Here is a 12,948-nt window from a genome sequence, read left to right on the forward strand (position 1 = left end):
ACTATTCTTTGGAATGGGTGGAGTCGGGGTCTTCGGAGAGGAGGGTCACTCCGTAGAGTTGCTCCAGACGGGAGCGGAGCTCGGCGGCACACCCCTGGCGCTGCTCAAGCTCAAGGAAGCAGGACTCTCTGAAGTCCTGCACGAGGACGCGAGCCTCGGCCTCCTTGACGATGCGCATCACGGGTCCCATCAGCTCATAGCTGAAGGTCAGGCGAATGCGGTCTGTAAGGATGCACTCACGGCGGGGTGCATCGGTAAGAGCTGCAAGGGCTGCTTCGCGATACGCTTCGATGAGGCCACTCGTACCAAGCTTCACGCCACCGAAGTAGCGCACGACGAGGACGATGACCTCCGTCAGCCCCAGCGAGACGAGGATACCATGAATGGGCTTGCCAGCCGTCCCCGAGGGCTCTCCATCATCATTCGCACGATAAGGTTCGCCCGTAGGACCCAAACGATAAGCCCAGCACACGTGGCGGGCATCGTAGTAGCGGGTACGCACTTCGCGCACACGCTCCAGTGCCTCCTCCTCGGTCGTCACGGGATAGGCGTAGGCGAGGAACTTACTTCTCTTCTCAGAGAACTCTCCTTCGCTGGGCTCGGCGAGCGTCCAATAGCTGTCGCTGATCTCTGTCGTCGGGCTCACTTAGGCAAAGAGGTGGGAGGCGTAGATATCGAGGGCCTTGCGCGTAGCATCGAGGCGCTCGGAGAGCTCAGGGCTCGCAGCTACCAAGGGTAGGCGCAGGCTATTGCTGTCGATGAGACGCATGAGATAGAGCAGGGCCTTGATCCCGACGGGATTGCCCTCCTGGAAGAGCTGGGTATTGATGGCGCGCATCTCCGTCTGGATCATGTCGGCCTCATTGATATGCCCCTCCATCGCAAGGTGCGTCAGGTGGGAGAAGAGACGGGGATAGGCATTCCCTACTACGGAAATCACGCCTACAGCACCATTCTGGATGAAGGGCACGGTGAGCGCATCATCGCCCGAGAGGACGACGAAGTCCTCGGGCAGCTCGCACGCGGTGATCTGTGCCGCCTGCTGGGGATAGCCCGAAGCCTCCTTGATCCCGATGATATTATCGAAGTCTCGCGCCAAGCGCACGGCGGTATCGGGCGCCATATTCACCCCGACACGCCCCGGCACGTTGTAGAGCACCAGCGGAAGCGGGCTCGCCTCGGCCAGGTGGGCGAAGTGGCGATACATCCCCTCCTGCGAAGGCTTGTTGTAGTAGGGCACGACAGAGAGGACACCCGAGAGACCGCGGGGATCAAGCTCACGAAGGCGCTCTGCCGTCTCGCGGGTATTGTTACCCCCAAGGCCTATCATCAGCGGGCAGCGTCCTGCGACCTGCTCGATGATGTGGTCGGTGACTCGCTGGCGCTCCTCGCGCGTGAGGCAGGGCGACTCGCCCGTCGTCCCGTGGATGACGATGAAGTCCGTAGCCCCATCACGGAGCAGATGTTCGAGGAGGCGCTCCAGGCTCTTATAGTCGACCTCTTGCGATTCGGTGAAGGGTGTGACCAGCGCCACACCCATCCCACGGAAGGGATGCTTACTCATAGCTTATCATTCTATGATCAATACGTTGGGAGGGGAATCCCCTCACACAAAGTTAAGTATTTTACCTATCTACTCATAAGCATCAGTCCCCACACCCTAAGGAAGGGTGCGGGGACTGAGATCTTATACCTTATATATAAGGGGTATTATTTGAGAGGGCTTACAGACCCTACTAGGACTAATAACCCTTGTTACCCTGGTATGTCGTAGAGTAAGTACGCAGGGGCTGATAGGTGAGGTTACGGAAGACACCACGCTTGTCGTCAGGAGGCGTCAGCGTCGTATTACGCCAGAGAGCGAGGATACCACCGTTGTAGCCATTGTAGCCGTAGAAGCGGTTGACGCGAGAGAGGCTGGTGACGTTGTTGAAGACGTTGTTACCGTAGTCTACGACAGCCTGGCGATTGTTACCGAGGTTCATCACAGCTTTTTCCCACTCACCATCGATTGCCCCCCAGTGGAGGAGCTGGATACCTTGGTTCGTAGCGTGACTAACCACAGTGGCATAGGGCTGCAGGACCAGAGACTCCGAGATATTGTTCATCGTCTTGGCATTGAGCAGAACACGAGTGACGAGGTCACGCGTAGCCTCAGCGTTGGCGAAGAAACTACCCCCCTCCTGGATGTAGGTAAAGGGACGGGCTGCACCACGAGTCACGAGCAGAGGCGTCGTCATCACATTGCCATAGAAGTACTTCCCGAGGTAGATAGACTCCATGACGAGAGGACCTACGTAGATGTTACCATCACCGCCCTTGTTAGCGCGGGTAAGGTAGCGCATGACCGTCTGGTACTTGCTACGGGGCTGAGCACCGGTAGTAGCATTGCGAGGAGCGATATAGAGCTGACGATAAGCCTGGCCAATCTTACCCTCTTGTCTAGGCTGATCCTTCTGGACATAGTCAGCACCGATGAATTCCGCGTTCGTGAAGTCTGACGTATCGTCATTCGTAGCCTTATAGGGAAGTACTTCCTTATAGATGTGGGCGCGATAGTCGACACCCGAAGTACCCTTATCAAACGCATCACTGAAGTCCTTGAAGCGATGGCTACTTGCATCTTCGCTGAACTCAATAGGATTGAGGAGGCTGGTCAGGTTGAGCCAAGCCTTATCCATCACGAACATCTTACCCTCAGGGGTCGTCACATTGCCATTGAGCACTTCTGCTGCCTCGGCAGAGGATGCCAGAGGTACAGTGGTCATACCATTGTATACAGTGGGGTTATTCGTAGGACCATTGATATCATAGTGCTTCCACGTGCCATCCTTATAGAGATACCCCTTATCGAGATAGCCGAGAGCCTGACGAGGCTGCGTGTAGAATTCGCAGTTCAGCGTGTAAGCCTTACCATCGGCAGGAGCAAAGTTAGCACCACCGATAGGTGCGACGCTATAGTTAGGACGAGCGATGACCTGACCACCAGCCTGAGCATTCTGAGCGTAGATATGGATCAGACCCGTAGCAGCATTAAGAAGCAGACCATTGTCATCGAGTCTATTAGCCGATGCTGGAGCTACGGGGAGAGCATCCCCCTTATACCCCCAGAAGACCACAGCCTTATCAGAGCGAGCACCACCACGAGCGACAGTGAAACCAGCCGAAGCAAAGTCCTTATAGAAGTAGGTATAAGCCTTAGCCCTATTACCCGTAGCCGTGCTGTACTCACTGGTGTACTTGGTAGCCTCCGTCGTCAGCTCCGTAGCAGCGTTCTTCGAGCCCTTGAGCTTGAGGAGAGCAGGCTTCGACTCGTTGTTGGGACCGAAGTAGTTGTTCGTAACCGCGGTGATACCATCGAAGGTAACATCCTGGTCCATGTTGTTACGGAAGGTCACCAGGAGGAGCGAGCCCTGAGGCTTCAGCTGGCTGGTGCTAACACCGACGGGAAGAAGCTTACCGCTATTGATCTTCACCTGAATGGGCGAAGAAGCGTAGAGAATAGGGAGGTTGACAGGAGTAGCAGTAGCCGAAGTAAGGCTGATTTCCTCCATCACAGGATCCACCGTGAAGCTTTCCGTCGTAGCGTCATAGCCCGTACCACCGGTGTAGACCGTGACCGTACCATTAGCGGAAGCCAGAGCAGTAGCTAAAGCTGAGGGCAAAGCAACATCCGTATTGTGGCGGTAGCGACCGAGGGGAGCTTCGTAGGTCATCGTAGAGGCTACGTTAGCGACCAGAGAGCCACACTCGATATGCAGGACGACGTCGATCGTGGGATTAGCCTCGATGAACTTAGCGCGCAGAGCAGAGAGGACCTTCTGCTTCGTAGCCGTCACATTGAGATCATCGTCGAGCTCGGCATTAGCACCATCCTTCACAGTGACAGGGCTCTGGGGGCTATTGAATGCACGGGCGCTCTTAGCGGTCTGAGGATCGACGAATTCACTTACCTCAGCATCGAGCTGGAGAGGTACATTGACGCGGGGGCCATTATCGACTGCCTCCGTATTGATTTTTCCCGACTGGGGTTCGTCCTTGGCGCAAGAGCCGAGAAGGAAGAGACCACAGAGAAGAGAAGTAACAGTGAGTAGATTAAACTTCATTTGGTCTGGGTTAAGAGGGTTTTAATTCAAAAATACAATGAAGAGAGGCGCCTTACTAGAGAGCTTCGCCTTCTTCGAAGTCACCAAAGTCTGCATCACCAGAGAACTGGACACAGATATCCATAGGAGCTGCAGAGAGCTTGAAAGGATCAGCCACAGGGGCTTCGTAGGGGAGTTTGTTTACGTTCATATGATCTAATTTAGTTGAGCTAAAATTTGGTGTCCGGAGCCTCCTCGTCTGCGCTCGGCAAGCCTATAGAGTAGACCACTTGCCAGGAGGGCAGAGACTTTATACAGCATACATGGCCGAGGAAGCATCCTGAAATTCGATACAAAGATAGTAAAAAATCCTAAATCATAATACCTACACAAATAAATTCGTTGTAGGCGCCCTACAGAGCTATTTCCCCACGTGAAGAGGATTCAAACGCCTAATAACCAGCACCAACCAGCCCACTGAGAGGGCATCGCAATGACTCTTGCCACTCCGCGACTCACGCCACGGAGCCTATGTACAATTTCACACAGACAAATCCCCCTTATTAGCTACCCGATTCACCCCTTTATGGAGAGGAAAAGTAACCTATATTGGTTCGCGCCGTGACCTATATTGGTCACCGAGGCAACCTATATTGGTCCATTCTGCGACCTATATTGGTCCACGTGGCGACCAATATAGCTCCGACCAGCGACCAATATAGATCGCAATACCGTCCTCCAAAGATCCTCCTATCGCCCTCACGGAGAGCTCGATGCGAAGGGCACAAAAAAACAGGCAAATAGTACGCACATCGGGAACCCCGTCGAGGCGAGCTTAGCCCCCAGCATAGCGCAAGGGAATCCAGCGTAGAATCGTTATATTTGTAACAACGAGGGGAAGCTGACGCCCAGCCTCCCCGACTATCAAGCAAATACCTATGGAACGGATCATCCCCCATGTCACCAACGAGACGGCTCGCCTCCGAGCTGTCGTCCTCGGGCTCCCCGACAGTCTGGGCCCCATCCCCACCCTCCAAGAGACCTATGATGCCAAGAGCTATGAAGCCGTAAGCCGAGGGATCTTCCCCAGCGAAGCTGATGTGCGTCACGAGATGCAGTGCGTCCTCGACGTCCTCAATCGCTACGGTGTCCGCACGCTGCGCCCCGACCCACTCACCGACTACAATCAGGTCTTCGCCCGTGACGTAGCCTTCACCATCGACGACACCCTCTTCATCTCCAATCTCATACCCGACCGCGAGCGGGAGACGGAAGCCTTCGCCAGCTCGATCTTCCCCCTCATCGATCCCGCACATATCGAGTCCCTCCCCGAGGCCGTCCACACCGAGGGTGGCGACGTGCTCCTCTATGACGATATCCTCTTCGTCGGGGCGTACTTCGGCGACGACTACTCCAGCTTCAAGACCGCCCGGACGAACCGCTACGCTATCGACTTCTTCCGCGAGCGCTTCCCTCACAAGCGTGTCGTACCCATCGAGCTACGTAAGCACGACCGCGAGCCCGCTAAGTCCGTCCTCCACCTCGACTGCGCCTTCCAGCCCGTGAGCCGTGGCCGCGCACTCATCTATCGTGAGGGCTTCCTCCATGAGCGCGATGTCGCCCTCGTTGAGGAGATCTTCGGCCGTGACAACCTCTTCGGCGTCACCCCCGAAGAAGCCTACTACATGAGCACGAACGTCGTCTCCCTCTCACCCGACGCCCTCATCAGCGACCGCCACTTCACCCGCCTCAATGCCCACCTGCGTGAGGCGTGGGGTATGACCGTCGAAGAGGTGCCCTATCAGGAGATCTCGAAGATGGGTGGCCTCCTGCGCTGCTCGACGATGCCGCTCATCCGCGACTAAGCATCCGTAGCACCGACGCTACCCCACCCCTACATACAGACAAAACGACCGCCGCCCCGGCACTCCTCCGTCAAGAGGAGCACCGGGGCGGCGGCGCTTTTAGCTTAGAGCTATGCGGGTGGACTTAGTTCTTCTTGTACTTAGACCAGTCGACATTACGCATATCACCCGAGGCTGCGATCTCCTGATGGAACGCAAAGCAAGCATCGAGACACTGAGGCGTCTGACCCTTCACACCGAGGTTGAGGTAGTCACGCAGCAGCTGCTTGTAGTCGGGGTGTACGCACTTCTCGATGATCTCCTCAGCACGCTGGCGGGGGCTCTTACTACGGAGGTCAGCGATACCGTACTCGGTGATGATGATCTTCACAGAGTGCTCGCTGTGGTCGAGGTGCGAGACCATAGGCACGAAGGCAGAGATCTTGCCGTCCTTAGCGGTAGAAGGCGTGGTGAAGATCGAGAGATAGCCATTGCGAGCGAAGTCGCCTGAGCCACCGAGACCATTCATCATACGCGTACCGTTGACGTGCGTCGAGTTGATGTTACCGAAGATATCAGCTTCGAGAGCGGTATTGATGGTGATGACACCGAGACGGCGGACGATCTCAGGATTGTTAGAGTATTCCTGAGGACGCAGCAGGAGCTTGTCCTTGAAGAAGTCGAGGTTGCCGTAGATCTCCTGGATGACGGGGCGTGTCACAGAGAGCGAGCAGCCGCTGGCGAACTTCACGCGACCCTTCTTCATCAGCTCGATGACAGCATCCTGGATGACTTCGGTGTAGACCTCGAAGGCAGGGATCTGCTTGTTGTCACAGAGAGCGCCGAGGACAGCGTTAGCCACGTTACCTACACCACTCTGCAGGGGGAGGAATTCCTTAGGCAGACGGCCAGCCTCCATCTCAGAGACGAGGAACTTAGCCACGTTGTCACCGATAGCCTTCGTGACATCATCGAGGGGAGCAAAGGCGCCCTCGTCGTTGGGCTCGCTCGTACGGACGACACCGACGATCTTAGCAGGGTCGACCTTCACGAAGGGCTGGCCCACGCGATCGCTGGGGCTATATACGGGCATATCACGGCGATGAGGAGGATCGAGAGGCTCAGCGATGTCATGGATACCACGGATTTCCTTGGGGTGCTTGTCGTTCAGCTCGACGATGATCTTGTCCGCCAGGCGGCAGATCGTGGGGAGGATACCGACACCAGAGGTGGGGACAATCTCACCGTCTTCGGTGACGTCAGCAGCTTCGACGATAGCGACGTCGATCTTACCGAGGAAGCCATAGCGGAGCTCCTGAGCGAGCATCGATAGGTGCATATCGAAGTAGGGGTGCTCACCGGCGTTGATGCCGTTGCGCATATCCTTGTTCGACTGGTAGGGCGTGCGGAACTTAACTGCACCTGCGCGAGCCAGTGCGCCGTCGAGACGGTCGCCCGTGCTGGCACCAGTGAACATACCTACCTTGAATGGGCGGCCTGCAGCGTGCTCTTCTTCGGCACGCTTAGCGATAGCTCCAGGTACGACCTTGGGGCAACCTGCGGGGGTAAAGCCGCTGAAACCAATGTTGTCGCCGTCCTTTACGAGTGCGGCTGCTTCGTCAGCTGTGATGAACTTCAAAGCCATGATTCTTCGATTATAGTGTGTTATTTAGTGACTTATCTAAAGCGAAGCGACGGGCACACGAGCGGGCGCGGCCGCGGGCTTCCTGCCCGAGGTCCCTCCGTAGTGACCCATCCTAAGGGCAAATTTAGGAATTAATTAGCTATTTCTCGTGCCCCAAGTGCTTCCTGTATAGGTCGGGTCTCAGGCGCTTCGTACGCTCGAGGGCGCACTCCATCTTCCACGCTTCGATACGGGCGGCGTGCCCACTGAGGAGCACATCGGGTACCTTCCATCCCTTGTAGTCGGCGGGGCGGGTGTAGATAGGTGGCGCGAGGAGGTCGTCCTGGAAGGTATCAGAGAGCGCACTCTCTGCGTCACCGATGACGCCAGGCAGTAGGCGTACCACGGCATCCACCATGATAGCAGCTGGTAGCTCACCGCCCGTGAGGACGTAGTCCCCGACGGAGATCTCACGCGTGATGAGGTGCTCACGGATGCGCTGGTCGATCCCCTTGTAGTGGCCGCAGAGGATGATGAGGTTCTCCTGCAGGCTCATCTGGTTCGCAATGCCCTGATCGAAGGTCTCCCCATCGGGCGAAGTATAGATCACCTCATCGTAGTGGCGCTGGCTCTTGAGGTCGGCGATAGCGCGGTCGATCGGCTCGATCTGCAGGATCATCCCTGCCTCACCCCCGAAGGGATAGTCATCGACACGGCGCCACTTATTCGTAGCGTAGTCACGGATATTGTGGACATGAAGCTCGAGGAAGCCCTGCTGCTGGGCACGGCCGACGATGGAGTGCTGGAGCGGGCTCTCGAGGAGCTCGGGCACGACGGTGAGGATATCTATTCGCACGTAGAGATATACTTATTTGATCGGGTTAGGCGGAGGGAAGGGGGATTAGTTCTTAGGCGCGGGATCAGCGAAGTACGTGTAGCTGATATTCGCCGTGTAGGTGGTCTTCATCTTAGCGACCCCCTTCTCGACGGTGACCTCCATCTTCGTGGGGAAGCCCTCGGTATTGGTCTGGGTGTACTTCACCTCGTAGTAGTAGCGGTCGATGAGCTTGAGCAGGGGGAGCTTGTGCTCCTTGTCGGCATCATACTCAGCCTGCGTACGGGGGCCGTGGGTCTCGCGAAGCTCGCGGACGATGTCGCCCGTATCGCCATAGGTGTAGGTCGAGACGGTAGCGCCATTGGGCTTCTTGAGATCCTGCTTATCTACGCCCACCGAGGTGTCAAAGGTGTGGATCTCTTCGAAGAGCTTACGTCCGTAGTAGTCTACACGCATACGCGCCTGCTCGTGGTAGAGCGCACCCGTACCGCCGACAGCCTTAGGGTCGGTGACGAGGGTGAAGGTGCGGGACTCGATGATGGGGTCCATGTAGGTGTAGTTCGTGCGCAGGACGGTCTCCTTGGGATTAGCCCCTCCAGCAGAATAGTCGTAGACGGTGCGGACGACACGGCTCAGGCGCGAGCCCTCGAGCTCATGCGTCACGTCGGCGACGAGACGCCCTTGGGAGTCATATTCCTTGTAGTTGCTGACGTAGCTGGCCTGCGGGGAGAAGGGGCGGTAGGTGTACTTCGTCTCGGTGCGCTCCTTCGTGCCAGTGGCGGTGAGCTTCTCGACGACCTCGCTGACGCGGTAGCCCTGCTCGTCGTAGGTATTCGTCGTCGTCTCGATGGGCTGCAGACTGCCCCCCGAAGCGGGGATGCCATAGACGACCTTCGTCAGAAGGCCACCCGTACGGCGGTAGACCTCTTCGGTGCGCTCCTCTTCGGTGCCTGCTGCAGAGAGGCGGGTGATGACGCGCTTCTCTACCTTACCCGTGAGGGTGGAGAGGGGCTTGATTGATGGGAATTCGGGGGTGTTCTTTCCCTTACCAAGGCAACTGGGCAGCATCAGAAGAGCTGCTGCCGACAGGGCGGTAAGGCGGCTGATGATTCTATTCATATCGGTCACATCATTAGATGGGGGTGCGGTGCTCTCGGGAGAGAGGCTGCGCCCCTACATATATAATAGGTACTACAAAGCTAAGACAAAATGCACATATCGTGCTGTCACGCCCTCTGTGCGCAAAGCTCCCGAGTCACGGCTACTCGATGCAGGCAAAAGCGCCGCCTCACGATATGCGGGGAGACTTCGCGATAGCGAGCGAGGGGATAGCGAGCAGGCTTCGCTATCCCCTCGGCTCTATTTAGATGGAGTGTAAGGGCGGTATTCGTATTGAAGGGGTCGCGGGTGGAGAGCGTAGCACGTAGGTTGCCCATGCGCTTGCTCACCGAAGCATCGACTCACCACTGCCGCTGGATACGATAGGGCTCATAGAGCACTCCACTATAATAGGTCACACCGAGGTCGATCGTCCAATATGAGGGAGCACATTGCTGACACGCATACTCCTTAACGCATTGAGTATGGCAAGTATGGTAACACCTACATCGGCAAACACGGCAGCCCACATGTTGACAACGCCCAACGCTCCCAACAGCAACATCAGGAGTTTGATGCCGATGGCGAATACGATATTCTGTTTCACTATGCTTAACGTCTTGCGCGCTATCATCATCCCTTCGACGATATTCATGGGATTATCATTCATCAATACGATGTCGGCCGCTTCAATAGCGGCGTCACTACCGACAGCCCCCATGGCAATGCCTATGTCAGCAAGTTTGATGACCGGAGCATCGTTGATGCCGTCGCCGACAAAAGCGATGGGAGACCGAGCATGTTCTTTGCGCAGTGCCTCGACAAACCTCACCTTGTCTATCGGCAGCAGTTCGGCATGGAACTCATCTATGCTCACTTTTCCGGCAATATCTTTAGCCACATCACTGCGGTCGCCCGTAAGCATGATTGTTTTTCCAACTCCGGAGGCTTTCAGCCTGGCGATGGTCTCGGCGGATTGCGGCTTTAGGTTATCGGAAACGACGATATGTCCCATATAAACGCTGTCTACGGCAACATGGACAATGGTACCTATCTTTTTGCTTGACTGGGGAGACACACCAGCACGCGACATAAGTTTTTCGTTTCCGGCATAAACCTTACGATTGTCGATGATTGCCATGACACCTTCGCCTGCAATGTTCTCATAACCGGTCACTCTTGTTTTGTCCAATGGCAAATTGCAGGCATCCCGTATCGATGCCGACAAGGGATGGTCAGAAAAACTTTCCGCCAATGCAGCCAATTCTATAAGCTCATGCTCCGACATCATTTGGGAATATACGGCAGTGACCGAGAAATTGCCTTCTGTCAGAGTCCCAGTCTTGTCGAACACGACTGTTTTTATATGCGCCATCATTTCCAGATAGTTGGAGCTTTTTACGAGAATGCCCTTTCTTGATGCTCCACCTATTCCGCCAAAGAACGTCAGCGGGACAGACACGACCAGTGCGCAGGGGCAGGAAATCACCAGGAAAATCAGAGAGCGGTTTAACCAGACAAGCCATTCGCCGCCCACAATCAGCGGCGGAACCAAGGCGAGCAATGCAGCCACAGCCACGACAGCAGGTGTATAATAGCGTGCGAAACGGGTTATGAACTTTTCACTCTTCGCCTTGCCTGTATCCGCATTTTCTACCAAATCGAGGATTTTCGCAACAGTCGATTCTCCAAATGTCGCCGACGTACGGATATGCAGAACACCTGTGAGATTCAGGCTTCCGCTGATAACGGTATCGCCTTCGGAAACCTCACGCGGAAGGCTTTCACCTGTCAACGCCGCCGTGTCGAGAGTCGTACTTCCGGAGATTATCTTTCCGTCCAATGGTATTTTCTCTCCCGGTTTCACTACGATGATACTACCGACCGGGACATCCGATGGAGACACCCGTGTTAGACTTCCCTCTTTCTCAATATTAGCATAATCCGGACGGATATCCATCAATGCCGCAATCGAAGCCCGGCTTCGTTCCACCGCTATATCGGAGAAAAGTTCCCCAATCTGATAGAACATCATCACTGCCACTGCTTCGGGGTATTCTCCGATGACAAATGCTCCGACGGTCGCAATAGTCATAAGGAAACTCTCGCCCAAAAACTGCCCTTTGCACAAATTACGCAAGGCGGCATAAACGATGTCCGCACCGATTATGACATAGGCGATGGCACATAATCCGATGTGAATCTCTTCCGGAATAGCCGGAATATATGTCGCCATTAGCAAAACGATGCTCGTAATGATGCGTATCACTTTGATTTTTTGTTCTTTTTCCATAACCAATCATTTAATCCGCTGCAAAAGTACGGAATAAAAACTGCTACCAAGTTGCAAAGTCAGTCGTGTCGCTTATTTCAGCAATCAGGGCAAAGACCTTCTAATAATAATCGGCACTATACAACTCAATTCCTTTCGGATAATGCACCATCGGAATATAGGTATGGTCGAGACAGTATGTTTTATGGCAACTCTAACAGTAGAAATGATAATGTATTTTCCACTACGAAGCGCAACACTTTGGTTGCAAATTCAGGTAGAAAACCTCGTGTGGAGTGTGGGCAGCGTGTGGATTTAGTTGATAGAGAGGACGCGTCCTCCCGCGTGAAGAGCTTACGCTATGTAAAGGAACGGATAATCTACCATATACAATAAGACCCTCGCAAGAGTCTGTGCGACAGCCCTCTACAAGGTCAGTTTTTCGACCAGTACTGGTCGGTAAAGTGACCAGTACTACTTCACGTCGCGACCAGTACTGCTTACCAGGGATGACCAGTACTGGTCCGATCGCTGACCAGTACTGGTCGCATTTGCCCCCCTGCGGCACACAGCGAAGAGATAGCCCCTAAGAAGGCGCCTTTAATTCGGAGCAATCCCCCTTACTACAACGACTAATCCCCCCAAGCCGAGAGGGCTCAGTCTCCCCCCCTCACGGAGGAGGGAGAAATGCCCCACCGTACCTCTTCGAGAGGGCATCTCGTGGGCGAGCCACCGCACCCTAATAAGCGAACCACTATTGGTCTGTGCTCGGACGACTATTGGTATGGGGGTCAAACCACTATTGGTTTCGGGTGCAAACCACTATTAGTTTGCATACGAAACCAATAGTGCTTCGAGAGCAAACAACTACTGCTTCACCTCTACCCGCCCTATTGCTTCACCCTCGAGAGCAACCTATATTGGTCGACGGGCTGACCTATATAGGTTCGCGTCGTGACCAATATAGGTACATACCATCGACCTATATAGGTCAGCCCGCCGACCAATATAGGTTCACACCACCCCCTCACGGAGGAAGGGCAAACGGCCTTATACGACACGGCAGTTTGCCCTCCGCAAGAGACACAAAGAGACCACCTGCAGAGGGCACGACAGACAGCGCTTCGACACCCACCGAAGTGGGCTGAAAGGGGCTTCTTTTCTATAATATTTTAGGATGTCAAGCTATA

The 12,948-nt window shown here is 55.1% G+C and carries 9 protein-coding genes; 1 reads left to right on the top strand and 8 read right to left on the bottom strand.

The window, feature by feature from the left end; translation table 11 throughout:
* Position 1: 1 nt before the first annotated feature.
* The 4 genes from IEX77_RS07535 to IEX77_RS08500 form a co-directional block, all read right to left on the bottom strand.
* The gene (locus IEX77_RS07535) at positions 2 to 646 is read right to left on the bottom strand and encodes an IMPACT family protein (RefSeq protein ID WP_188808378.1); all 645 of its coding nucleotides are present in this window, start codon (positions 644 to 646) and stop codon (positions 2 to 4) included.
* Positions 647 to 1,564: a 4-hydroxy-tetrahydrodipicolinate synthase gene (gene dapA / locus IEX77_RS07540; RefSeq protein ID WP_188808379.1), complete on the bottom strand. Its 918-nt coding sequence runs from the start codon at positions 1,562 to 1,564 to the stop codon at positions 647 to 649.
* A gap of 178 nt (positions 1,565 to 1,742) precedes the next feature.
* Complete coding sequence (locus tag IEX77_RS07545; RefSeq protein ID WP_188808380.1) at positions 1,743 to 4,106, bottom strand: hypothetical protein; 2,364 nt, start codon at positions 4,104 to 4,106, stop codon at positions 1,743 to 1,745.
* A gap of 55 nt (positions 4,107 to 4,161) precedes the next feature.
* The gene (locus IEX77_RS08500; protein WP_262499343.1) at positions 4,162 to 4,296 is read right to left on the bottom strand and encodes a hypothetical protein; all 135 of its coding nucleotides are present in this window, start codon (positions 4,294 to 4,296) and stop codon (positions 4,162 to 4,164) included.
* A gap of 727 nt (positions 4,297 to 5,023) precedes the next feature.
* Here IEX77_RS08500 and IEX77_RS07550 point away from each other — a divergent pair.
* Positions 5,024 to 5,950, top strand: a complete 927-nt coding sequence (locus tag IEX77_RS07550; protein ID WP_188808381.1) for a dimethylarginine dimethylaminohydrolase family protein — start codon at positions 5,024 to 5,026, stop codon at positions 5,948 to 5,950.
* A gap of 124 nt (positions 5,951 to 6,074) precedes the next feature.
* Here IEX77_RS07550 and IEX77_RS07555 read toward each other — a convergent pair whose 3' ends face one another.
* The 4 genes from IEX77_RS07555 to IEX77_RS07570 form a co-directional block, all read right to left on the bottom strand.
* Complete coding sequence (locus tag IEX77_RS07555) at positions 6,075 to 7,574, bottom strand: butyryl-CoA:acetate CoA transferase (RefSeq protein ID WP_188808382.1); 1,500 nt, start codon at positions 7,572 to 7,574, stop codon at positions 6,075 to 6,077.
* A gap of 139 nt (positions 7,575 to 7,713) precedes the next feature.
* Positions 7,714 to 8,409, bottom strand: a complete 696-nt coding sequence (trmD, locus tag IEX77_RS07560) for a tRNA (guanosine(37)-N1)-methyltransferase TrmD (RefSeq protein ID WP_188808383.1) — start codon at positions 8,407 to 8,409, stop codon at positions 7,714 to 7,716.
* A gap of 45 nt (positions 8,410 to 8,454) precedes the next feature.
* On the bottom strand, positions 8,455 to 9,507 hold the full coding sequence (locus tag IEX77_RS07565) for a hypothetical protein (RefSeq protein WP_188808384.1): 1,053 nt from the start codon (positions 9,505 to 9,507) through the stop codon (positions 8,455 to 8,457).
* A gap of 394 nt (positions 9,508 to 9,901) precedes the next feature.
* Entirely contained in the window at positions 9,902 to 11,779 is a 1,878-nt protein-coding gene (locus IEX77_RS07570) for a heavy metal translocating P-type ATPase (protein WP_188808385.1), read from the bottom strand.
* Positions 11,780 to 12,948: the final 1,169 nt, after the last annotated feature.

The sequence above is a fragment of the Porphyromonas pasteri genome (assembly GCF_014647755.1).
GTDB lineage: Bacteria > Bacteroidota > Bacteroidia > Bacteroidales > Porphyromonadaceae > Porphyromonas > Porphyromonas pasteri.